22 protein-coding genes are annotated in these 24,794 nt (G+C 33.5%); 17 read left to right on the forward strand and 5 right to left on the reverse strand.

Features of this window, described 5'->3' with window-relative positions:
• Positions 1-118: 118 nt before the first annotated feature.
• From DB313_RS05030 to DB313_RS05050, 5 genes are all read right to left on the reverse strand, one after another.
• Complete coding sequence (locus DB313_RS05030; protein ID WP_120104784.1) at positions 119-865, reverse strand: hypothetical protein; 747 nt, start codon at positions 863-865, stop codon at positions 119-121.
• 189 nt (positions 866-1,054) lie between these two features.
• On the reverse strand, positions 1,055-1,789 hold the full coding sequence (locus tag DB313_RS05035) for a hypothetical protein (protein ID WP_120104785.1): 735 nt from the start codon (positions 1,787-1,789) through the stop codon (positions 1,055-1,057).
• 204 nt (positions 1,790-1,993) lie between these two features.
• Entirely contained in the window at positions 1,994-2,839 is an 846-nt protein-coding gene (locus DB313_RS05040; RefSeq protein ID WP_120104786.1) for a hypothetical protein, read from the reverse strand.
• A 181-nt stretch (positions 2,840-3,020) separates the two neighbouring features.
• Entirely contained in the window at positions 3,021-3,896 is an 876-nt protein-coding gene (locus DB313_RS05045; protein WP_120104787.1) for a hypothetical protein, read from the reverse strand.
• Between the two features lie 198 nt (positions 3,897-4,094).
• A complete protein-coding gene (locus tag DB313_RS05050; RefSeq protein ID WP_120104788.1) occupies positions 4,095-4,973 on the reverse strand; it encodes a hypothetical protein in 879 nt (292 codons plus the stop codon).
• A 383-nt stretch (positions 4,974-5,356) separates the two neighbouring features.
• Between DB313_RS05050 and thyX the strand changes: the two genes are divergently transcribed.
• The 17 genes from thyX to DB313_RS05135 all read left to right on the forward strand — a co-directional run bounded on the left by thyX (position 5,357) and on the right by DB313_RS05135 (position 24,608).
• Entirely contained in the window at positions 5,357-6,175 is an 819-nt protein-coding gene (gene thyX / locus DB313_RS05055; RefSeq protein ID WP_120104789.1) for an FAD-dependent thymidylate synthase, read from the forward strand.
• A 32-nt stretch (positions 6,176-6,207) separates the two neighbouring features.
• On the forward strand, positions 6,208-6,570 hold the full coding sequence (nrdI, locus tag DB313_RS05060) for a class Ib ribonucleoside-diphosphate reductase assembly flavoprotein NrdI (RefSeq protein WP_238614540.1): 363 nt from the start codon (positions 6,208-6,210) through the stop codon (positions 6,568-6,570).
• Positions 6,548-8,623: a class 1b ribonucleoside-diphosphate reductase subunit alpha gene (gene nrdE / locus DB313_RS05065; RefSeq protein ID WP_120104791.1), complete on the forward strand. Its 2,076-nt coding sequence runs from the start codon at positions 6,548-6,550 to the stop codon at positions 8,621-8,623. The genes nrdI and nrdE overlap by 23 nt, the downstream gene beginning before the upstream one ends.
• A gap of 9 nt (positions 8,624-8,632) precedes the next feature.
• On the forward strand, positions 8,633-9,607 hold the full coding sequence (nrdF, locus tag DB313_RS05070) for a class 1b ribonucleoside-diphosphate reductase subunit beta (RefSeq protein ID WP_120104792.1): 975 nt from the start codon (positions 8,633-8,635) through the stop codon (positions 9,605-9,607).
• A 223-nt stretch (positions 9,608-9,830) separates the two neighbouring features.
• Entirely contained in the window at positions 9,831-10,592 is a 762-nt protein-coding gene (locus tag DB313_RS05075) for a hypothetical protein (RefSeq protein ID WP_120104793.1), read from the forward strand.
• Between the two features lie 205 nt (positions 10,593-10,797).
• A complete protein-coding gene (locus tag DB313_RS05080; RefSeq protein WP_120104794.1) occupies positions 10,798-11,547 on the forward strand; it encodes a hypothetical protein in 750 nt (249 codons plus the stop codon).
• Positions 11,548-11,749: 202 nt separating this feature from the next.
• Entirely contained in the window at positions 11,750-12,520 is a 771-nt protein-coding gene (locus tag DB313_RS05085) for a hypothetical protein (protein ID WP_120104795.1), read from the forward strand.
• A 190-nt stretch (positions 12,521-12,710) separates the two neighbouring features.
• On the forward strand, positions 12,711-13,565 hold the full coding sequence (locus DB313_RS05090) for a hypothetical protein (RefSeq protein WP_120104796.1): 855 nt from the start codon (positions 12,711-12,713) through the stop codon (positions 13,563-13,565).
• A gap of 78 nt (positions 13,566-13,643) precedes the next feature.
• A complete protein-coding gene (locus tag DB313_RS05095) occupies positions 13,644-14,480 on the forward strand; it encodes a hypothetical protein (RefSeq protein WP_120104797.1) in 837 nt (278 codons plus the stop codon).
• Between the two features lie 215 nt (positions 14,481-14,695).
• Positions 14,696-15,199, forward strand: coding sequence for a hypothetical protein (locus DB313_RS05100; protein WP_120104798.1), 504 nt, complete (start codon positions 14,696-14,698; stop codon positions 15,197-15,199).
• Positions 15,200-15,328: 129 nt separating this feature from the next.
• Complete coding sequence (locus DB313_RS05105; RefSeq protein ID WP_161555024.1) at positions 15,329-16,741, forward strand: hypothetical protein; 1,413 nt, start codon at positions 15,329-15,331, stop codon at positions 16,739-16,741.
• A 276-nt stretch (positions 16,742-17,017) separates the two neighbouring features.
• Positions 17,018-17,869 (forward strand): hypothetical protein, encoded by an 852-nt coding sequence (locus tag DB313_RS05110; protein WP_120104800.1) that lies wholly within the window; start codon positions 17,018-17,020, stop codon positions 17,867-17,869.
• Between the two features lie 248 nt (positions 17,870-18,117).
• Positions 18,118-19,056 carry a hypothetical protein gene (locus DB313_RS05115; RefSeq protein WP_120104801.1) on the forward strand — a complete coding sequence of 313 codons (939 nt, stop codon included), beginning with the start codon at positions 18,118-18,120 and terminating at the stop codon, positions 19,054-19,056.
• Between the two features lie 224 nt (positions 19,057-19,280).
• Positions 19,281-20,138 (forward strand): hypothetical protein, encoded by an 858-nt coding sequence (locus DB313_RS05120; protein ID WP_120104802.1) that lies wholly within the window; start codon positions 19,281-19,283, stop codon positions 20,136-20,138.
• Positions 20,139-20,382: 244 nt separating this feature from the next.
• Positions 20,383-21,225: a hypothetical protein gene (locus tag DB313_RS05125; protein WP_120104803.1), complete on the forward strand. Its 843-nt coding sequence runs from the start codon at positions 20,383-20,385 to the stop codon at positions 21,223-21,225.
• Between the two features lie 179 nt (positions 21,226-21,404).
• Positions 21,405-22,385 carry a hypothetical protein gene (locus tag DB313_RS05130; protein ID WP_120104804.1) on the forward strand — a complete coding sequence of 327 codons (981 nt, stop codon included), beginning with the start codon at positions 21,405-21,407 and terminating at the stop codon, positions 22,383-22,385.
• 297 nt (positions 22,386-22,682) lie between these two features.
• A complete protein-coding gene (locus DB313_RS05135) occupies positions 22,683-24,608 on the forward strand; it encodes an autotransporter outer membrane beta-barrel domain-containing protein (RefSeq protein WP_120104805.1) in 1,926 nt (641 codons plus the stop codon).
• Positions 24,609-24,794: the final 186 nt, after the last annotated feature.

Here is a 24,794-nt window from a genome sequence, read left to right on the forward strand (position 1 = left end):
ACAACTATATAAGAATAGAAAATAAAGTAAAAATTTTCAAAATAGGTGTAGTAATAAAATAAGCTTGAGCTTATAGCTCAAGCTTATAAGTGTGCTATGGATAATTAATATCCACTGGTTAAGGTTCCATTTTTACTGCAGGTTCTAAGATTGGATATGGGTATCTTTTTTCTGCTCTTTGATCACAAGATCCTATAGGGGATCTAAAAATACCCTTTGCCATGCATTTTTTAATAAGAATAGCTCTCTTTTTTGTAGCATTCATATGTTTTAAGAAAAAACTAAAACTAAAGCCATTGACGTCAGGTATTCCCTTAAAGAAATCATCAAGTTTCTCTTTGGAAGTTTTCTTTGTGAAAACGGAATCATACATGCAATCAGCTAAACTTAAGTAGAAACCTCTATATGCTTTTCCAAGGTAGTGTTCAAGCTCTTCTTTAATAATCTGAGTGTCTGGTATTTGCTTTATAGCCTCTTCTGCCTCTAGCTTAATCTTTTCTATCTTAAATTTTTTGTCTATAAACTCTTCTTTAAATTCGCCATTAAGTTTATCAAATAGACTTTTAAACTCACTATCCTCTGTTGTGAACTTAGGATGAGTGTTCTTTATTGAGCTTACAATATTATCTGACCCCAGAAAACTAATACCTGAGTCAAATAATTTTTGCTTAAACTCTTCACTTAGTTCTTCTGAACTAGAATATTGCATAATTTTTAATGAATCGTCTTTAATATCATTGTAGCTTTCTTGTATTGTAGTATCATCAGCTACACTACAACAAATTAAAGCTAGAATGAGAGTAGTTAGCAATGGTGATAATATAGTTTTAATGTTTAATTTAGGTTTAAAACGAATGTTGTTCATAAAATGACTCCTTACTTATTACTTAAGTAAGTATAGTGCTATTTAGTTATATTACATTTATTTAATTATTATTTACATTTTTAAAAGATAGGTACCGATTAATAAAAAACTTGAGCCTAGACCCAAGCTTTTTAGTGTTTAAACGAGTACTGGTAGAATTTTGTATTGTTTTGTGATAATTAATATAGCCTAATGAATTTTATGTCCTTTTGGATATGGGTACATACTCTCAGCTTCAGATACACAATCTAGTGAAGGTTCAGTAGAGTTTTCACTTTGAGCAGTAGGACTGTGTATGCAAGATATTATGTGCATGGCTCTGTTTGTTATTGCATTCATGTTCTGTATTATTAAGTCAATACTTACCCCATATTCGTTGGGGTTTCCTTCAAAGAAATTAAGGAGACGAAGAGGATTTTCGGGGGATTCATAGGCATTTTTGTACATACATAAAATTAATAGTACAAAGTAATTTTCATATATATTCTTAAGGGTTTCTTCTAGATCTTCTTTTACTTCTTTAAGGTCTTTACCGGATTTTTCTACTTCAAGTATTAATTCAGATAATTCATCAATAGCATCTTCTGCGTCTAGTTTGCTATTTACTATCTTAGCCATGGCATCTATGAAATCTTCTTTATAATCACCATTTAGTCTATCGAGTAATGCTTTAAGTTCGTCATCTTCTGTTGTAAAGGTAGGAATATTACTTCTTACCTTCTTAGCAATATCTTCTGATTGTAGAGCCTTAAGGCCTAAATCAAGTAAATCACTCCTAAGCCATGGGCTTAATTTTGAGTTCATGTCTTCTGATGATTTTTTTTGAGCATCTGTGCTACAACAAATTAAAGCTAGAATGAGAATAGTGAGCATTGTTTGAATAATTTTACCTTTTATTTTAGGTTGAAAATGAGTTTTGTACATAAATTGGACTCCTTACTTATTAATAAGCAAGTATATTGCTATTTAGCTTTATTTCATTTTAATGCTATTGGTTAAATGCTAGTGGTTTTTTGGGATTAAATGTTTGAGAGGCAGAATACAAAAAAAAGCTTGAGCCTTAGGCTCAAGCTTTAAGTATGTAAATGATAGTTGATAATGTCATCTACTTTAAGTTACATGTCTAGTCTAACTGTTGCTCCTTGCTTGTTGTCTCCTTGGATATGGGTACTTTTGTTCTGCTTCGCTAGAACACTTTTGAACTTTTTGAATCTCTTCACCAGAAGAATTAGATTTACTCATACAAGCTTTAAAATGAACAGCTCTGTTCTTTATTGCCTCGATTTCTTTTAAAACAGAGTCAATGCTATCCCCATTTTTGTCAGGTGTTCCCTTAAAGAAATCAATAAGTCTCTCCCCAACAACTTTATTGTCAGCGTGGTATTCGACATACATACACAGAGTTAAGAATATGAAATAATCATCGTATGCTTCTTTGAGCTCTGTTATAAACCTTTCTTTTTCTTGCTTAAGACCACTTTCTTGAAATAGTTTGCCTCCGGTAGGAAGTATGTCTTTAATAGCTTCTTCTGCTTCTAGTTTAATTTTTTCTAATTTAAAATTGCCATGTATGAATTCTTCTTTAAAATCACCTCTAAGCTTATTGAGCAATGCTGGAAATTCTCCAGCTTGTGTAAAGTCTGTTTTAAAGTTATTGTTGTAGGAAACTGTGTGTGGTTTTATTTTTTCTATAAGTTTATCTATAGTAGCATCTAATTCTAGTGTATGCATGCCCACATCAAATAGCTTTTGTTTAAGCTCAGGACTAAGACCCGTTGGCTTTGTGTGACTATCTATGTTAATAGGTTCTTTGGAATGTTTTTGCAATATTTCTTCTTTAATTTCCTTGTAATCTTCTTGCATCCTATCATCGTCATAAACATTACAACAAATGAATGCTATAAGTAGTGTTGTTGATGTTATTTTAAACACAAGCTTATTGTTTGTTTTAAATTTAAAACAAGCTTTGTACATAAATTTAGACTCCTTCTTATCCCTAAGTAAGTATAGTGCTGTTTATTGTTATTTCATTTTAAATGTCCAGTATTCTTATAAGTTAAGTTTTGGGAAGTTTAAGACATACAAAAGGAAAGCTTAAGTCTGACTCAAGCTTTCTTGTGTAAATAATAATATTTTAAATGTAAATCTACTCTTGTTATCGAGCTACGACTGCTTGTCTTTCTTGATTTTGTTTTCTTTGTTTTATGTTTTGTTGTGCCTTGTTAGAACATTCTGGAACTTGGTCATACCCATTATTGTTATCACTAGCCTTAGGAGTACTTATGCAAGTTTTAAATTCAATAGCCATGTTTTTTATTGTCTCTATATGCTCTAGGACAGAAATAATACTGTCTCCATGGTCGTCAGGTGTTCCCTTAAAGAAATCAACAATACGCTCTGCAACAACTTTTTTGTCGCCTTTATGATGTGTCTCATACATACACAAAGTTAGTAGTTCAAAATAACTGTCATATGCTTCTTGAAGTTCTTCTGTAAATTTTTCTTTTTCTTGCTTAATGCTACCTGCTCCTCCTGCTAGTTGAGGTTGTGGTTCGACTACAGAGCCAAGTGTGTCAGGTATAGCTTTAATAGCCTCTTCTGCCTCTATTTTAATTTTTTCTAATTTAAAATTGCCGTGTATAAATTCTTCTTTGTAAGGTCCCTTAAGCTTATTAAGTAGTGCTGGAAATTCTCCAGCTTCTTTTGAAAAACTCTTGTCATTAGCTTTCTCTTCTATTACCTTTTTTAGTTTCGCTATAGTATCCTCTTTCTCGAAGTAACCCATACCTGTATCAAATAGCTTTTTCTTAAGCTCAGGACTAAGACCCGTTGGCTTGGCGTTGCTAGCTACATCGGTAGGTTGCTTTGAATGTTTTTGCAATATTTCCTTTTTAATATCCTCGTAATCTTCTTTCATCCTAGCATCGTCATAAACGTTACAACAAATGAATGCTATAAGTAGCGTTATTGCTATTGCGTGAAAAATAATTTTACCTTTTGTTTTAAAAAAATTAAAAATGTCTTTACTCATAAATCAAGCTCCTCATAAGAAATAACTATAGTACCATTTATTGCTTATTGCATTTTAAATGCCCAGTAGTCTCTTGTAGGTCAAGTTTTTGAGAGTTTAAAAAAATAAAAAAAGCTTGAGTCTGCTGTGACTCAAGCTTTTTTGTGTAAATAATAATATTTTAAATGTCAATATATTCTTGTTAGCGAGCTACTAAGGCTACTCGCGCCCCTGTTGATTTTGTCTTTTTTGTTGTGGATATGGATGCTTTTTTTCTACTTCGATAGTACACTGTGGAACTTGGTTAGCCCCACCATTGTTATCACTAGCCTTAGGAGTGCTTAGGCAAGTTTTAAAATCAAGAGCTCTGTTCTTTACAGCCTCTATGTGCTCTAGGACAGAAACAATGCTATCCCCATTGTTGTCAGGTGTTCCCTTAAAGAAATCAACAATACGCCCTTCAGCAACTTTATTGTCATCATGATAGGGTTTGGAATACATACACAAAGTTAGTAATTCGAAATAACTATCATATGCTTCTTGAAGTTCTTTTGTAAATGTTTCTTTTTGTACTTTAAGGTCTCCTGGTCTTTCTGCTTGAGGAAGAAGTGGTGGTTCGACTCCATAAACAAGTTTGTCTTCTGGTATGGCTTTAATAGCCTCTTCTGCCTCTAGCTTAATCTTTTCTAATTTAAAGTTGCCATGTATAAAGTCTTCTTTGTAAGCGCCCTTAAGCTTGTTAAGTAGTGCTGTATGTTCAAGAGCTTCTTTTGAAAAGTTGTTGTCATGAGCTTTTGTTAGTATTTTTGCTTTTAGTTTCTCTACAGTAGTATCTTTCTCTAAGTAACCTATACCTGTATCAAATAGTTTTTTCTTAAGCTCAGGACTAAGACCCTTTGGCTTAGCATTGCTAGTTACATCGGTAGGTTGCTTTAAATGTTTTTGCAATATTTCATCTTTAATATCCTTGTAATCTTCCTGCATCCTAGCGTCGTCATAAACGTTACAACAAATGAATGCTATAAGTAGCATTATTGCTATTGCTTGAAAAATAATTTTATTTTTTGTTTTAATAGAATTAAAAATATCTTTATTCATAAATCAAACTCCTCACAAACAATAAATATACTACTATTTGTAAGCATTGCATTATTTTTTCCCTTTAATAAGAGTTCATATACAAAAAAAGTCTGCAAAAATGCACACTAAATATTGTTTAACATTGCAAAATTTTGTGTTAACATTTACCTATTAATTTTCATCCGTGAAATATTAAATTAGAAAAAAGGTGAATGTTATTAAACTCATGGTGCTTGATATTGATTTAAGATGGCTTATAGGGCGATTTAGTTAAAATTATTATTTAGAATTGAAACTAATGCTACTTAAGCTTTGCAATTGGGAATTGGTTAAAGCTTAGCAAGCAAACATATTAGTAATTGGATTACAAAAATAATAGATTAGGTATGAGGAAGTAGTTTATGCATGAATATGTGCAAACAGCAGAAGAAATATTAGATAAGGAATACAAGGTTTTAGATAAGGGGTTCTTGAGGCTTATTGACTATATGGGTAGTGATGAGCGGATAGTTAGTGCTGCTAGAGTTTCTTACAGAGATACTAAGGCAAAGCGAGATAGTGCGGGTCTTATTGATTATCTTATACGAAATGAGCATACAAGTCCGCTTGAACAAGTAGTTTTTACTTTTCATGTAAAAGCGCCAATATTTGTTGCAAGACAGTGGATGAGGCATAGGACATCAAGAATTAATGAAGTCTCGGGGCGTTACAGTGTTATGAGGGAAGAATTTTATGTGCCCTCTAGATGTTCTCTTAACAAACAAAGTGCTACTAATAAACAGGGCCGTTCTAGTATGAAAGTTGATGATAAGGTTGCTCTGTCCTTGATTAATGATTTAGAGGAGCATCATAGAAAATCTTACAAGGTTTACCATGATATGGTAGAGAAAGATATTTCAAGAGAAATAGCAAGAATAGCCTTGCCTTTAAGTTTATACACGGAATGGTATTGGCAAATTGATTTGAACAATTTATTTCACTTTGTTAAGCTTAGAATCTCATCTCATGCTCAATGGGAAATAAGAGAATATGCTATTTTGGTATTAAAGCTTGCAGAATTGGTGGTTCCTTTAGCTACTACGAGCTTTAAGAAACATATTTTAGATGGAGTTATGCTTTCAAGGGACGAATTGCGTGAGATTAAGAGAGTGTTAAATCTATCTAAGCTACATTTATCAGAAATTGATTTAAAGAGATTAAAAGAAAAACTTGATTTGTAAAAACTTAAAAGAGGGTTAGGTGTATTTTAGTAGTGTATGCATCAAAAACAGGAAACATAAATCGCTTTATTGCTAAAACTGGTTTAAAAAATGTTTTTCGCATAGAGACAGGCTGTGAGACTGTAAGTGAGCCTTATGTTTTACTTACTTATACGGCTTCTTTTGGCAATATTCCACCTGAGGTAGAAAAGTTTTTGGAGCACAACTGGAAATTGATGGTGGGGATTGCTGGTAGTGGGAATAAGAATTGGGGCGATTCTTTTTGCAATGCTGTTAATTTAATAAGACGCAAATATGATGTTCCAGAGATATTGAAGTTTGAGCTTGCAGGGAATGTGCACGATGTTAATGATTTTAAGGAAAGGATTTGCGATGAAACACTTAGAATTAAATAATGAAATTATGGTTTTAAAAGACGGATTTTACAGACTAGAGAAAGACCTTGAGGCTTTAAGTGTTTTCTTGGAAGAAGTTAAGAGTAAGTCTTTACAATTTAGTGACCCAAATGAGAGGATGCAATATTTAATTGACAATAATTATTATGAAGATTTTTATGAAAAATATTCTAGAGAAGAAATACTTGAGATATATGAACTTGTTGGGCTAGAGAATTTTAGCTTCAAGTCTTATATGAGTGCTTCTAAGTTTTACAAGGACTATGCTCTTAAGAATAATGACCGTAGTATTTATTTGGAAGAATATGAGGATAGAATAATTGCAGTTAGCCTCTCTCTTGCAGGTGGAGACTTTAATTTTGCTAAATCCCTTGCCGTGGAAATGATTAAACAGAGATATCAGCCCGCAACACCTACATTTTTAAATGCGGGTAAAAAGGTTAGGGGTGAGCTTGTATCTTGTTTCTTGCTTGAAGTAGAGGATTCTCTTAATAGTATTACATTTAATATCTCATCTGCTATGCAACTTTCAAAGATTGGTGGGGGGATTGCTTTAAATCTTTCAAATATTAGGGCTGTGGGTGAGGATATAAGAGGCATTCAAAATGTTGCAAAGGGTGTAATTCCTGTTATGAAGCTTTTAGAAGATGGATTTAACTATGCGGATCAAATGGGGCAAAGAAATGGAGCTGGTGCTGTTTACTTAAGTATTTTTCATTATAATATAGAGGAATTCTTGGACACAAAGAAAATAAATGCCGATGAGAAAAGTCGTATTCAGACATTATCATTGGGTGTCATAATTCCGGATAAGTTTTTTGATATTGCTCGTGATGGTGGTAATTTTTATGCATTTGCACCCCATTCGCTTTTCAAAGAGACTGGCCAGCATTTAAGCGACATTGATTTTGATAAGGATTATGATTCGTTGGCAAATAACCCAAATATTGTAAAGAAAGAAATTTCTGCTAGAGACATGCTTGTTCGTATTGCTAGATTACAGTTTGAATCTGGATATCCTTATATAATGTATTCAACTGCATGTAATTTAAATAATCCACTTAAAGGATTGGGCAGAATTAAGATGTCTAATCTTTGTACAGAGATTTTTCAAATTCAGACCCCATCCATTATTGCTGATTATGGTGATGGGGACCAGATAGGCTATGACATTAGTTGTATTTTGGGTTCTCTAAATATTGTTAATGTTGTAAATAGTGATTTTGAGCATACGGTAGATGTTGCCATGAGAGCATTAACGGCTGTTGTTGGTATTGTGGATATTAAGAATGCTCCTAGTGTCAGGAAGGCAAATGAAGATTATCATTCGGTTGGCCTTGGTGTAATGAATTTGCATGGATTTTTAATTAAAAATAAAATCTCTTATGAGAGCCCTGAGGCTTGTGATTTTGTTCGTACCTTTTTTATGATGTTAAATTTTTATTCTTTAAAAAGTAGCATGAATATTGCAAAGGAGCGAGGTGAGACTTTTAAAGATTTTAAGAAAAGTGAATATTACAATGGAAATTATTTTAATATGTATTTGAGTGAAGATTTTACACCCAGAACAGAAGCGGTTGAAAAAATCTTTAGTGGTTTAAAAATTCCTGTTAAGAGTGATTGGGAAGCGCTTAAAGAAGAGGTTAGAAAGCATGGTCTTTATCATTCTTATAGGCTAGCTGTAGCACCAACTCAAAGCATATCTTATATACAAAATGCAACAACATCTCTTATGCCTATTGTTGAACTAGTTGAGGCTAGAGTTTATGGTAATTCTACAACATATTATCCAATGCCTTATCTTACCAGGGAGAATGCTACTCTTTTCAAATCAGCTTATTATATGGACATGACAAAATTAATAGACCTCATAAGCGAAGCACAGCGACATGTTGACCAGGGGATTAGTACTCTTCTTTATGTTACAAATGAAGCTAGTACTAGGGATCTTGTAAAGCTTTATATTTATGCTAAGAATAAAGGCCTTAAAAGCTTATATTATACAAGGAATAAAAATCTATCCGTAGAGGAGTGTATTCTTTGCGCAATATAGGAGGTATTTATGAGTGGTAGTGATGGTAATCGAGAGGCCATAAATTGGAATAGGCTTAATAATGGGTATACTAAGATGTTTTGGGACCAAAACATAAGGCAATTTTGGGTGGATGAAGAGATTCCAATTTCTGGTGATAAACTTGTTTGGAAAACCTTATCGCCAGAGGAAAGGGATGTTTATGAGAAGGTATTAGGGGGGCTTACTTTACTTGATACAGAGCAGGGTTCTGTTGGCATGCCTAGAATAGCTTTAGCAATAGATAATCTGGATTACAAGCCGGTTCTTGGGTTTATGGGTGCTATGGAACACATGCATGCAAAGAGCTATAGTAGCATATTTTCAAGTTTATCAAACATAGACAGAATAGATAATATATTCAGTTGGGTTAAGAATTATAGAAATTTTCAAGATAAGCTAGATTTGATTTTAGGCAAATATAACAATATCCACGATAGGATGAGTTTATATAAGGCTTTGTGTACTTCTGTATTTCTTGAAACATTTTTGTTTTATTCAGGTTTTTTTTATCCTCTCTATCTTGCGGGTCAGGGTAAGATGATAAATAGTGGTGAGATTATTAATTTAATATTAAGAGATGAATCTGTACATGGTGTATTTGTTGGTCTTCTGGCGCAGGAGGAGTTTGACAAAATGACTACTCGAGAGCAAGAAATTGCGCAAAAGGAGGTTCTGTCTATCCTAGAGAGGCTTTATGGATTGGAGAGGGCATATACTAAGGAATTATATTCTTCTATTGGGCTTGAAGTGCCTGTTGATGTTTTTGTTCGCTACAATGCTGATAAGGCCTTGATGAATTTAGGCTTTGACCCTATTTTTAACATTAAAGATGTTGATGTTAATCCTTTGGTTTTAAATGGTTTGCGGACTCACACAAAAACGCATGACTTTTTCTCTACTAAGGGTAATGGGTACATTAAACCTATGAAGGTTGAAGTTTTACAGGATGATGATTTTGCTTGAAATTTGTTAGTAAACATTTGCTTTTATAAATTAAAAATGATATTTAAGTATTGTTTTTTTAATTGCCTTAAGCACTTTAAGTTTTTTAAAGTGCTTAAAAAGTCTTTAAAGCTAGCTCTGGGCGCTAGAAGTTTGTCATTTAATTTCAATTCTTTTCTATGTAGCTATTTGTAACCTGTTTATTTCGTGTTGTGTACTATCTTTACTAAAGAGGAGATGAGAAATGAGATATATAAATATGGTAAACATTTTAGTATTAATGTTTTTAGTGTGTTGTAAACAATATGAATTTGAGAGTGACGCGGAGGATGAGGCTAGGGTAGCAGAGGCAGATGCTGGAGTTGTAGCACAAAAGGCAGCAGAGGAAATAAGCAAGCTTACGGGAAAGGGAGTAGAGGAGATAAAGGCTTTAAGTCAAGAAGACCTTGAGAAGTTAGCGAAGGAAGTGGAGGAAGATTCTGAGAAGTTTTTAGTGAGTGCTAGAGGTGGTAGTAGTAACAATAACAATGCAAAGAAAGCAGAGCTTATTAAAGTTGTTAAAAGTTCAGCAGAAAAGTTTGAGAAAGCATTTAAGACATTATCAAAGGCTGGCTATGATAGTAATATATCAGGGGTAGTAATAGAAAGTATGAAACCAGCGCTAGAAAAGTTAGGTTTAGTGGAGAAGTTAGTAGGAATAGCAAATGGAAGTGATTCAAATAGTAACAAAGAGGCTATGAAGAAGGCATTAAAAGAGTCTGGTGTTTCTGATTTAGATACCTGTTCAAGTGATATTAATGGAGGTAACCCACTAAATAATGGAAATAGATGTATGAACAATCTTTTAAAAAGTGTGGAAAACTCTTTTAATAAAGGTGTTGATAAAAACATAAGAGACAATTTAGAGGAGGCGCCAGAAAAGTTTAAATTATCATTGCAATCACTGGTAAAGGCAGCTAAAGATTTAAGTGATGCAGCAGGATTGATTGCGGCTTTATTTAACTAAAAATTTAAATATTATAAAGTATGAATAGTGAAGAGTAATGAGATATTCTTCACTATTTTTATGGCTATCTTTTGTAGCCTTAAGGCTATGTACCTAATATGAATTCTTATATTTAGTTTTGTATTTTTGTAAGTTAATGAGGTTTTATTGACACAGTGTTTATTGCGTGTTATGAAGTATCTTTGCTGTAGATAGGAGATGAGATATGAGATATGTAAATATGTTGAGTATTTTAGTGTTAGTGTTTTTAGTAGGTTGTAAACAATATGAATTTGAGAGTGAAGCGGAGGGTGAGGCTAAGGTAGCAGAGGCAGATGCAGCTGTTGCAGCACAAAAGGCGGCAGAGGAAGTAAGCAAGGTTACGGGATTGGGAGTCGAGGAGATAAAGGCTTTAAGTAAAGAGGACCTTGAGAGGCTGTCAGAGGAAGTAAAAAAAGATTCTGAAAAATCTAGAGCGAGTGCTAGAGGTGTTAATGGAAGTGCTGAAAATGCAAAGAAAGCAGAGCTTATTAAGGAAATTAAAAGTACAGCAGAAAAGTTTGAGAAAGCATTTAAGACGTTGGTAAGTGAAGGGTATGGTGGTCCGGTAGCAGATGCCGTAAAAGGCAATATGGATATGGGATTAAAAAAATTAGGTTTAGTGGAGAAGTTAGTAGGCATAGCAAATGGTAGTGGGAAAAAAGAGGCTATGAAGAAGGCAGTAGAGGAGTTTGGTGGTGATACAGGTTCCTGTAAGAGTGATATTAATGGTATACGTCCACCAAATAATGGAAGTAATAAATGTATGAAAAATCTTATGGGAAATGTAAGAAGTTCTTTTAGTGGTGTTGAGAATAATATAAGAGACAATTTAGAAACAGCGTCAGCTAAGTTCAAATCATCATTGCAATCGCTGGTGCAGGCAGCTAGCGATATAAGCAGTGCAGCAGGATTAATTTCAGCTTTATTTTCTTAAAAGATTAATAAATTTAAATATTATGAAGTATGAATAGTGAAGAGTAGGTTAGGTATTCTTCACTATTTTTGTAGTTAAGCTAGTTGTATAAATTACTACTTAATCTATAAGTTTTGTATTTTTGTAAGGTAATGAGGTTTTATTGACACAGTGTTTATTGCGAGTTATGGAGTATGTTTACTTTAAATAGGAGGGGAGTAATATGAGATATATAAGTATAGTTAGTATTTTAGTGTTAGTGATTTTAGTAGGTTGTAAACAGTATGAATTTGAGACAGAAGCGGAGGATGAAGCTAAGGTAGCAGAGGCAGCTGCAGAAGTTGTAGCACAAAAGGTGGCAGAGGCAGTAAGTAAGGTTACGGGAAAGGGAGTAGAAGAGATTAAAGCTTTAAGTCAAGAGGAACTTGAAAAGTTAGCAGAGAAAGTAAAGGAAGATTCTGATCGGTTTTTAGTGAGTGCTAGAGATCATAATGAAAGCACTAACAATGCAAAGAAAGCAGAGCTTATTAAGGAGATTAAAAGTACAGCAGAAAAGTTTGAGAAAGCATTTAAGACATTGGTAAGTGAAGGGTATGGTAGTGATAATGGAGTAGCAGAGGCCGTAACAGGTAATATGGATATGGGATTAAAAAAGTTAGGTTTAGTGGATAAGTTAATGGGAATATCAAATGGTAGTGATTCAAATAATAACAAAGATGCTATGAAGAAGGCATTAACAGACTTTGGAAGTGATAATGTAGGCTCATGTATGAATGATATTAGTAGTAATAATTCCTCAAATAATGGAAGTAATAAATGTATGAAAAATCTTTTAAATAATGTGGGTAGTTCTTTTAATAGTGGTGTTTGTGAGGAGTTAAGAGGACAATTAAGCACAGCGTCAGAAAAGTTTAAATCATCATTGCAATCGCTTGTACAAGCAGCTCGCGATATAAGCAGTGCAGCAGGATTAATAGCGGCTTTATTTAACTAATAAATTTAAATATTATGAAGTATGAATAGTGAAGAGTAGGTTAGGTATTCTTCACTATTTTTGTAGTTAAGCTAGTTGTATAAATTACTACTTAATCTGTAAGTTTTGTGTTTTTGTAAGGTAATGAGGTTTTATTGACACAGTGTTTATTGCGAGTTATGGAGTACGTTTGCTAAAGAGGAGATGAGAAATGAGATATGTAAGTATAGTTAGTATATTAGTGTTAGTGTTTGTAGTAGGTTGCAAACAATATGAGTTTGAGACAGAGGAAGATGAGATTAGGGTAGCAGAAGAAGCAGCTGGAGTAGCAGAAGCTATAGCAGGGGAAGTAAGTAAGCTTATGGGACTTGGAGCAGAAGAGATGAAGGCTTTAAGTCAGGAGGATCTTGAAAAACTTTCGGGTGACGCAAAGAATGATTCTGAGAAGTCTGAGCAAGAAGCTAAGGATGGTGCATTTAGTAGTGGTGTAAGCACTACAGTGTCTAAAGGGTTTAATAGTAATGGATACAAAAGAAGTCCATTAGAAGAAAGAATCAAGAAAACACCGGCCCTTATTAAAGCAGTTAAAGACTCAGCAGAAAAGTTTGAAAAGGCATTTAAGGCATTAGTAAGCGCAGGATACAGTGGTGGCGCGTCAGGTACAGTAAGTAGCAAGCTAGAAGAGGCAGTAAAAAAGTTAGCTTTATTAAGTAAGGTGTCAGACATCGCACATAATGGTGGTGGCTTAGAAAATAATGACAATAATAAGAAAAGAGAAGAAATAAAGAAGGAATTAGAAGGCTTTGCAGCAGCTAATTCAGGGTTTAAGACATCTGACTGTATAAATGGAACGAGTGGGCCATTAACGAGTGTTATGCAAAAATGTGTAAATAAACTTATGGGCGAAGAGAAGAAACTTTTTGATGAGATTGAAAAAGCGTTGATAAAAGAAAATACTGATCAGGCTCAAGATAAGTTTAGTAAGGCATTAAAATCCTTAAGTGAAGCAGCTAAGTCATTAGGTGAAGCATCAAGGCTAGTTGCTATATTAATTGCTTCTGCTTAAAGAGAGTAGTAATTTTAAGTATTACTAAGTGTTTATTGCAAGTTATGAAGTATGTTTATTTTAAGTGGAGGGGTTAATATGAGAAATATAAATATTTTGAGCGTTTTAGTGTTAGTGTTTTTAGTAGGTTGTAGACAATATGAATTTGAGGCTGAAGCAGAGGATGACACTAAAGTAGCAGAGAAATCTATAGCAGCAGTGACACAAGCTGTAGTAGGGGTAGTAAGTAAGGTTACAGGACTGGGAGCGGAAGAGAATAAGGCTTTAAGCAAGGAAGACCTTGAAAAGCTAGCAGGTGAGGTAAAGAGTGAATCTGAGAAGGCTAAAAATGGGTCATTGAGTACTGGATTTGCTTCTGGTAGTAGGAAAAATGGGGTAGGGTTTACTTATAGTAAAAATGGGTCGCCTACAATAGAAGAAAGGGTGAAGAAAGCGCCAGAGCTTGTTAAATCAATTTTAAGTTCAACAGAAAAGTTTGAGGAAGCATTTAAGGCATTATTAGGCGCAGGATACAGTGATAGTGAGTCAGGTAAAGTAAGTAGCAAACTAGAAGAGGCAAAAGAGAGGTTGTCTTTATTGGATAAGGTAGTAAGCATAGGGTTTCGAGATGGCAAACTAGAGGATAACGACAAAAAGAAGAGAGATGAAATAAAGAAAAAATTAGATGAGTGTACTAAGTCTTATTCGGGGTTTAAGTCATCTGAATATACTTGCGGTACATTACAGTATTGCATTCAAAAATGCATGAATAAGTTTATGGGTGATGAGAAGAAACTTTTTGAAGAGATTGCAAAAGCGTTAACAGATAGTTCAAGTACAGCTCAAGAAAAGTTTAAGAAGTCATTAGAGGAACTAGGTGGTGCTGCTAAATCTTTAAGTGATACAGCATGTATAATTTCCGTTTCATTCCAATAAAATAAGGGTTGATTAATATTGAAGGAGTCATAGTGAGGAGTATCGTAAGATACTCTTCACTGTTTTTGGCCCTTAAATAAACCCAAAATCTATTTATAAATTCCTTATGTATAAGTTATTTTGTGTTTTATGAAAATTCAAATCAAGTGAAATAGCTGGAAAAGATGGTGAAAAATTAGATTAATGCAGTAAATTTTTGTTTTAGGAGATAAAATATGAAGAATTTATTAAGTATATGTGCATGTTTATTATTAGCTAATTGTGGGGTCAATGTACAAGATATAAAAGACAAAGAACAAGGTAGTGTTGCCTCACCTAATAGCAACTCAAATAAAGAGAAGGTTGATGAAGTTAAAGAGGAGATTACGGCTGAAGCTAAAATAAGGCAAAGTTTAAGCGTAGAAGAAGGTGAGGCATTAGATTTTTTGAAAAAAGCTTTAAAGGATAATTTAGATAAATTTGAATTGTTGATGACTTTGGATTCGGATAAAATTAAAGAAGCGGTTAAAAATATAGTTCAAACAGTTAATTCACTAAAGAAAGCAAAGTATAGCAATGGTCAAAATATAGAAAGTGATCAATTGAAAGTGATAGAAGAAAAATGTCTTACAGTGCTCAAAGAGGCTTGTAAACATGCTCAAGACCCTAATACTATGTATGAAGTTTTAAAGGTTAACGATGATTCACATGTGTTTGAACAAGGAGCATTAGCTAATTAAAACTTCATAAAAGACAAAGCTCAAATACTGGAGCTAGATTTAAACATAAAGATGTAGTATAATCTATTTTTAATAGAAGTTGATAGAGATGGGTACTACAATGGTTATGTGTTTAGCTTCTTGGAGTTTATGATGATATGGATTAAGGTTTTCTTTACTATTGTTTTGTTTACGCTACTCTCTTGCGATAACTATAATTTTGATGTAGGACTTAAAAAAGACTTACTAGATTTAGGCAAGAATGAGGCTAGTGGTGAGATTGTGGACAAGCAACCGAATGATAAAGTTTCTGTGCCTGTTGCTAAGACAAACCTTGCTAGTGCAAAAATTGACAACCTTAAGACATCCGAAAAGACTGACAAGAAGGGTGAGGATAATCCTTCTAAGATTCAATCTGATATTAATAAATTAGATTCTGATGATAAAATAGCCTCTGTTCCTTCGGTAATAGAGGCTATTCCTGTAAGTAGTGGCTCTTTGCTTCCTGTAAGTGGTGATGCTTTGCTAGTTGTGGAGGAAGGAACTGTTAATCCTGTAGCTAATGATATATTGCTAAAGAATGAAGAAGTATCGGTAGAAGGCGATAATAATTCTTTGGAGCTTGCTAAAAAGGATGACCACAAGAGGACTACTGAAAAGATTGAAATCAAATGGCTTGATGCTCTAACTTCTGGTTATAAAAAAACCTTGGAGTATTTTAAGGGTGTATTGCAGGATGAGCGCTATAAGTCAAGACTTGGCGGAATTCATATGGATAGATATGAAGATAATATGAAAAAATATGCTTATAGTGAAGAGCTTATGTTGAAGTTTTTGGCAAGTATAGGCGAGAAGAACACAAAGGACATGCTTACTGAAATACAGCGTGCAAGAGAAGCTGTTGAGCAATATAGCGGAGCTGGCGATAGAGAAGATATTCGTTATGATTTAGAGTCCGATTTATCATATGCATTTTATCAAACCAAAATTTATAAGAAAAAACCTAGTATTGAAGTTTTAAATGAGATTAAAACTTTTTCAAAATCTTTTATCAAAAACATTAATAATGAATTTGTCTTAATAAATAAGAAAGCATTGGGAGACACGCATGAGAGGATTTGGAGTGAGAAGTTTAGGGAATACTTAACAGAACCGGAAATGCATACATTAAAGATATGTCAAATTCTTTTAAAGGGTAAGGATATCTCTTTAGAGAGCATTGATGATAAATTTATCTTGTTGGGTAAGGATATTACGCATAAAACTTTAAAGAAATTGAATGAATTGATATCAAGTGCATTAATTAAAGGTATTGGTAGTGTTTCTTCTGAAAAGTTTACAGAGGAAAAAATTTTACAACGATTAGAGTCTTTAAATGAGGATGATAAGAAGAAATTGGATGCTTTGGGAGACAGGTTGAGTCATGTATTTCAACATTTAATGAGTATGAATTTAAATGCAGGCAAAATGTATGAAACTCTTGAAGATATGATGAATCAAGCAATAAAAGAATTTAAAAATAATGATTACAGAATAAAATATGCTCACAAACCCTTAAGTTAAATTAATAAGATTTTTGTTTTAATATTGTATTCTCTTAGTTTAGGTATAAGGTAGTAATTATATTTACTTAATAAATAGGAGAGGATATGAATAAAAATAATGTATATGTTTTATTCTATTAATTTTTCTTGCTTCGTGTGATAAAAAATAATCCAAGCAAGGGGAATAAAAGAGACTGTAATTGGTTTCCTTATTCATCTCAAAATTTTTACTTGTCTATGACAGTGAGATACAAATAAATTAAAAATCTTTAATTTATTATATGAGGAGAGAAGAATGAATAAAATTAATATGTGCGCTTTACTGCTGTTATTGACATGTTTTGTTGTGTCATGTAGTTTGGTTGATGAAAGCGACACAGAAGATGATGGGGCTGAGGTTTCGCAAGCGAGAAGTGATATTCAATCCGATGCTAGTGAAGAAGCAGGACAGGTAGAAAAAGCGGTTACTAAATTGACTAAAGAAGAAGTAGACAAGCTTAAAGCTTTTGTTAAGAGTGCCGTTTCATATGAAAAAGTAGTAACTTCTATTTATAATGACTATATAGGAGCTTCTAATGATATTAGAACTTATGCCGGATATGATGATAAAGATGAGTCTTCGGCAGGAAATTGTCAGGCAAACTGGGAACCAGCTCTTGCTAGACTTAAAAACAACGGTGAGCTTGTTAAGAAATTTAGAGAACTTGAAAAAAAGATGAATAATTATGCCCCTCAAAGTTTGACTGATGCAATTAAGAGACTAGAAGAAAAACTTAATGAGGATGCTACTAAATTAGGTAAGTCTTCTGTTGCCAGAGAGGCCGATAAAGCTTATCGTGATGCCATAGATGCTGCTACTTACTCATACACTGATTCCTTTATTTTTGTGGTGTCTAGGTTTTCTTCTGGTGAATTTATTGAAGCTTCTCAAAAGTTAGCTGAAGCTGCTAGAGATTTTGCTAGTGGTCTTAACGTATATGGGATTGATTCTATTACCTATGCTGTTAGTGGAATAGTAAATGAAGACAATGGAGACATTGAGAAGGCAAAAGCAGATGCTTTAAAAACTGATAAAAACAGGGAAGGGCAAGCATTGTTTGATGCTATTGACGAGTTAAATGCTGTTTTCAAGGCAGTTAAACCGTAAATATGTAATGAAACAAAAAACAATATGTTAAAGGGCAGAGGAATAAGGAGACCTTAGGGTTCTTATTCCTTTTCTATGTAAATATCTAAATGTGATTAAGAAGTAAGTTAGAGAAGTTATCAAAAAATAGAAGAGTAATTCACTGTTCATTTTCAAAAATAGACAAAATCTATTATAATTAGTATTAATTTATTTTGATTATAATAATAAAAATAAATTAATTTATAAATAGAGGAGAATAAAATTATATGAATAAAGGCAATATATGTATTTTAATGCTCTTAATCTCACTTTTTTTTGTGTCATGTGTTATTGATGTTTCTGAGGTTTCAAAAGCGGAAAGTGATGGTACAGAGAATAGAGATAATATAGACAATAAGGGGTCAGTGCAAAATGATGAGTCTGATAATCAAAAAATTGGCGATATTAAATTTGATGCTGGTGTTGGCATAGTTAGGCCAGACAAACCGGTCATTAAATTAGAACAGGGAGATATTGAAAAGCTTAAAATTTTTATTGATAATACTAATGCATATAAGGATACATTTGAACTTATTGATGACCAGTATGGTAGAGTAGTTAATGAGATTAGAACTTATTCTCCTAAAAACAAAGACGACGAAGAAGAAAGAAGTAAGAGTTCAAGATATTTTGAGATAATAAAGGAAAGACTTACTAAGCTTAATGAGAACAATTTAATAGAGAAGTTTAAAAAACTTGAAGAGATTATAAAGAAGAGCACAAATGGTGTTTATGACCCTCAAGGCTTAACTACTGAAGTTGATAAGTTTAAAGAAACTGTAAAGAAGGCTTTAGAGACTTTAAGTACTAATGATGCTTTTGTTGCCAGAGAGGCCGCTGATTCTTATTTTAATGCCTTACATGCTGCTATTATTGCTTATATTGATACCTTTGATACTGTAGCATCTACACTATCTTCTAGTGAATTTACTGAAGCTGCTCGAAAGTTAGCTTTGGCTACTAGAGATTTTGCTAATACACAGGATAACATTTATGCTTTTAGGGTTATTATCTTTGCTGTTAGAGGCTTGGTATCTGAAGATGGAGATATGAGCATGGCTAAAAGAGCAATTCGGTTAATTCATAGACATGAAACCGAAGAAGGGCAAGCATTACTTGCTGCTATTGACAATTTACAGTCTGTCTACTACAAGGATAAGCTATAAAGTAATAAAAAAGAGTAATATAGTAAAGGGAAATAAGGAGGAATCCTTATTTCCCTTATTTTTGCAAACGCTACTGGGGGCAAAATAGTCTTTGTTATATGTTAAGTAAAATACTTAGTATTAAATAGTGCTAGTTTCAATATTGAGATATAATTAAAATTAAAATCATTTCATTTTAATATAATAAATTAAAAATCTTTAATTTATTATATGAGGAGAGAAGAATGAATAAAATTAATATATGTACTTTACTGCTGTTATTTTCTATGTTTGTTATGTCGTGTAGTTTGGTTAAAGATAAAGATAGTGACAAAGAAGGTGAAGGGGCTGAGATTTCACAAGAGGGAAGTGATGTTCAATCTGATGCTAGTGAAGAAGCAGGACAGTTAAAGAAAGCGGTTACTAAATTGACTACAGAAGAAGTAGACAAGCTTAAGGATTTTATTGAGAGTGCCACTTCATATGAAACCAAGGTAAACTCTATTTATGAGGATTATATTGCAGCTTCTAATGATATTAAGACTTATACCAAGTATAGAGGTAATGAGGATGCGTCTTCGGTTGCAAACTGGAAGGCAAACTGGAAGTCAGCTCTTGATAAGCTAAACGAAGATGAGCTTGTTAAAAAGTTTAGAGAACTTGAAGAAAAGATGAATAAGTATGCCCCTAAAAGTTTGACAGATGCAATTGAGAGGCTAGAGGAAGGACTTGAAAAGGCTACTAAAAGTTATAAGCCTTCTGATGCCAGAGAGGCTGGTCAATGTTATCTTGATGCCATAGATGCTGCTATTAGCGCATACATTGATTCCTTTATTTCTGTAGTGTCTAGATTTTCTTCTAGTGAGTTTATTGATGCTTCTAAAGAGTTAGCTACTGCTACTAGAGATTTTTCTAGAGGTCTTAACTTATATTCCATTGATTCTATTACCTATGCTGTTAGTGGAATAGTAAATGAAGACGAGAAAGACATTGAGAAGGCAAAAGGAGATGCTAATACAACTAGTAAAAAGGACAGGGAAGGGAAAGCGTTGTCTGATGCTATTGACAAGTTAAATGCTGTTTTCAAGGCAGTTAAACCGTAAATATATAATGAAACAAAAAACAAATGAGTAAAAGAAGAAATAAGGAGACCTTAGGGAACCCTTATTTCTTTTGCGCTTAAAGTAAAAGCTCTGCTGACTTCTAAATTGTCTCTGTTTGATGTTAAGTAGAATACTTAGTATTAAATAGTGCTAGTTTCAATATTGAGATATAATTAAAATTAAAATCATTTCATTTTAATATAATAAATTAAAAATCTTTAATTTATTATATGAGGAGAGAAGAATGAATAAAATTAATATATGTACTTTACTGCTGTTATTTTCTATGTTTGTTATGTCGTGTAGTTTGGTTAAAGATAGTGACAAAGAAGATGATGGGACTGAGGTTTCACAAGAGGGAAGTGATATTCAATCCGATGCTGGTGATGAAGCAGGACAGTTAAAGAAAGCGGTTACTAAATTGACTACAGAAGAAGTAAACAGGCTTAAAGCTTTTGTTGCGAGTGCCGCTTCATATGAAACCAAGGTAAACTCTATTTATAAGGATTATATTGCAGCTTCTAACAATATTAAAACTTATGCCGGATATGATGATAAAGAAAGCCCTTCGGATGAAAATTGGAAGGCAGCTCTTGCTAGACTTAATAAAGACGGTGATCTTGTTAATAGATTTAGAGAACTTGAAGAAAAGATGAATAGTTATGCCCCTCAAAGTTTGACTAATGCAATTAGTAGACTAGAAGAAAAACTTAAAGAGGCTACGGCTACTAAAAGTTATAAGCCTTCTGATGCCAGAGAGGCTGGTCAATGTTATCTTGATGCCATAGATGCTGCTACTGGCACATACATTGATTCCTTTATTTCTGTGGTGTCTAGATTTTCTTCTAGTGAGTTTATTGATGCTTCTAAAGAGTTAGCTACTGCTACTAGAGATTTTTCTAGAGGTCTTAACTTATACGCTATTGATTCTATTACCTATGCTGTTAGTGGAATAGTAAATGAAGACAAGGGAGATATTGATGAGGCAAAGAGAGATGCTAAGGCAACTAGTAAAACTAAAGAGGGACAAGTATTATCTGATGCTATTGATAAGTTAAATGCTGTTTTCAAGGCAGTTAAACCATAAATATATAATGAAACAAAAAACAAATGAGTAAAAGAAGAAATAAGGAGACCTTAGGGAACCCTTATTTCTTTTGCGCTTAAAGTAAAAGCTCTGCTGACTTCTAAATTGTCTCTGTTTGATGTTAAGTATAGTATTGGGATATTATTTTAATAATTGATTTATTAAATAAGGAGTGAAGAATGAATAAAATTAATATGTATACTTTATTGCTGTTAGTTTCTATGTTTGTTGTGTCATGTAGCTTGCTTAAAGATAGCGACACAGAAGGTGATGTCCCTGAGGTTTCACAAGTGGGGGGTGATGTTGCTAAGAGTAGAGATAACATCGAAGAGAGTATAGATAATATAAAACAGAGTATGGATAATATAGAGACTCAAGGGACAGTTCAAGGTGACGAGGATAATAATCAAGAGCGTGACGATATTCAATCCGAAGCTAGCGATGTAGATGGAGTAGGAAAACAGGTTATTAAATTAAGTGAAGAAGATAATTCTAAACTTAAAGATTTTGTTAAGAGTACCAGAGGATATGAAAACAAGCTAACCTTTATTTATAATGTCTACATAGCAGCTTCTAACAATATTAGAACTTATGCTGTTTGTAAGGATGATGATACGGCTTCTTGGTGTCCAGGTTGGAAAGTACAATGGCAATCAGCTATTACTAAACTTGAAAACAAAGGTGAACTTGTTAAGAAGTTTAGCGAACTTGAAGAGATGATAAAGAGTTATACTCCCAAAGGGTTGACAGATGCAATTAGTAAGCTTAATACAGCACTTGAAAAGGCTACGGCTACTGCAACCGAAAAGCCTTCTACTGCTAGAGAGGCTGCTGAAGCTTATCGTAGTGCCATTAAAGATGCTATTATGGCTTATATTGATTCCTTTACTTCCCTAACTTCTAGTTTTTCTTCTAATAAATTTGTTGCTGCTGCTAAAAAATTAGCTGAAGCTACTAAGAATTTTGCTGATATGCAGAATGGCTTATACGCTCTTGATGCTATTGTATATGCTGTTAGTGGTATGGTATCTGAGGGTGGAGATATTAGTAAGGCTAGAAAGGCTATTCAGTTAACAGGTAAAGATAAAACCAGCGAAGGGAAAGCGTTACTTGAGGCTATTGACGCGTTAAATTCTGTTTATAAGGTAGTTAAACCGTAAACTACAATTGAATATTTATATGAAGATAAGGGTTTCCATAGGGTATCCTTATCTTTTTTTTTTTGCTAAAATCATAGAAGAAAATAAGGGGGGCTCTTTATTTCTTTTGTACTTTTAATGCAAGTTCTGTTGGCCTAATTTGCCTGTTAGAGGTTAAGACAGAGCAATAGTACTCAGTATTAAATAAGACTAGTTTTAATTTTTGTAATGTTATAATATTGATATATATTATACTGTATAGATTTAGTTTGATTTTAAAAGTGTTAATTATTTAATTTATGGATATAGGAGAAAAGAATGAGTAAGGGTAATAAGTGTGCTTTGATACTTCTGTTGACGATGTTTATTGTATCGTGTAAGTTTTGGCCAGTTATTGAATCAAAACAGGATAAGGTAGATTCAAGTGAACATAGAAGTGCGAATGAAGGCGCCAAGGTATTTCAGGGGGACAATGCTGGGATTGACGGTGTTGATGGTGTTCAAGTAGCTCGGGATGGTAGTGCTGTTAGTTTAGGCGATGATACTGGAAACACAGGCGCCAAGGTATCTCAGGGGGACAATGCTGGGATTGACGGTGTTGATGGTGTTCAAGTAGCTCAGGATGGTGGTACTGTGCCTTTGGGTGAGAACTTGGAGAACAGCAACACAGATGATGGGTCAGTTCAAGTAGATAGTACTGGTGATGACAAAACAGGTGGTGTTCAATTAGCTCAAGAAAGTGGCAAAGCAAGTGGTGGTTCTTTAAATGCAAGTGGCGGTGATGGAACTAACCATAAGGATAATGAATTCGTTCAAGATGCTGGTTCTAAATCAGATGAGACACAAGCTGGTGGAGTTAAAGGGACTCAAGGTAGTGTTCAAGTAGTTCAGGGTGATAGTACGACAACTTCAAGTGTTAGTGCTGTGAAGAGCGGTGTAGGTGTTGGTGATAGTAAGCTAGTTCAAGGTGACAATACTAAAACTGGTAGTAGCAAAGCAGGTGAGATTCAAGGAGCTGAGAGTGGCAATATTGCAAGTGGTAGTTCTTCAAATGCAAGTGGCGATGTTGTGGATGGAGATAAAGGGACTCAAGGTGTTGTTGTTGATAGTAAGCTAGTTCAAAGTGATAAGACTGTTGAGCATACAATCAAAGATAATGATAAGAGAACTCAAGAGGATAGTACTAGAAGTTTAGGCTCCAATACTGTAATTGGAGATAAAGGAACTCAAGAGGATAGTACTAGAAGTTTAAGCTCCAGTACTGTAATTGGAGATAAAGGAACTCAAAAGGGTAGTACTAGAAGTTTAAGCTCCAGTAATGTTAATAGCCAAGGTGTTAGTGTTGATAAATCAACTCAAGATGGTAGTACTAGAACTAGAGAAAGTAGAGTAAATGATGAGAGTAAGAGAGCACGTGAAGGTGATACTAGTTCAAGAGACACAGCTAATGAGAGTAGGGTTACTCAAGAGAGAAGAAATTATAGTGGAGACACCACAAGAAATGAAGATAGACAATCTGTTTCTAGTGTTAGTCGTCCTAGTAGCAGTTATGTTAAAAAACCAGCTGAGAGATTAAATCAAGATAATTTAGGAAAATTTTCTGCTTTCATTAGTAAAGTTGGTGATTATGAAAAGATACTAGGGTTTATTTATTATGAGTATAATGGTGAGGCTAACGTTATTAGAACTTATTCTTCTAGCAATAGCAATGATAAAGATAGCAGATGGAGTAGTTCATCTTATATTAGTGAGCGAAAAAAAGCTCTTAATAGATTAAATGATAGTAATTTGTATAATCAATTTGGAAAACTAGAGAATATTATAAAGGATTATAAGCCTCAAGGTTTAACTACTGCTATTGCTAGCTTTAAGAAAGCTGTGGAGAAGGCTTTAAAGAGTGATGAAGCTTCTGATGCCAGAGAGGCAGCTGATTCTTATCTTAATGCCATACATAGCGCTATTATAGCTTATGTTGATTCCTTTAAATTTGTAGCATCTAATCTTGCTTCTAGTGAGTTTACTGATGCTGTAGAAAAGTATGTTGCGGTTGCTAAAGAGTGTGCTAATACTAATAAAACTGATATTAGCGCTATTATCTTTGGTATTAGAGGTATGTTTTCTGAGAAAGATTATGAACAGGCTAAGAGAATGGCTAGTCTTTTATATAATAGTAAGGAGAGAGCATTGACTGATGCTATGGGTAAGCTCAGAGATGCTTATGTAAAGCTAGTCTCAAGAATATAAATATATATTAATGATTAAGGTAAAGACAAGAGAGAAATAGGGGAACCTTATTTCTCTTATTTTGTGTGTTTGTGTAAACACTATTGACTTTATATGTATCCGGTATCTTAACATAAAAAAGAATACGCACATAAAGAGTAAATGAAAATGCAGTAACAATCTTAATTAATACTTATTATAATTTTT

Source organism: Borrelia turcica IST7 (assembly GCF_003606285.1).
GTDB classification, from domain to species: domain Bacteria; phylum Spirochaetota; class Spirochaetia; order Borreliales; family Borreliaceae; genus Borrelia; species Borrelia turcica.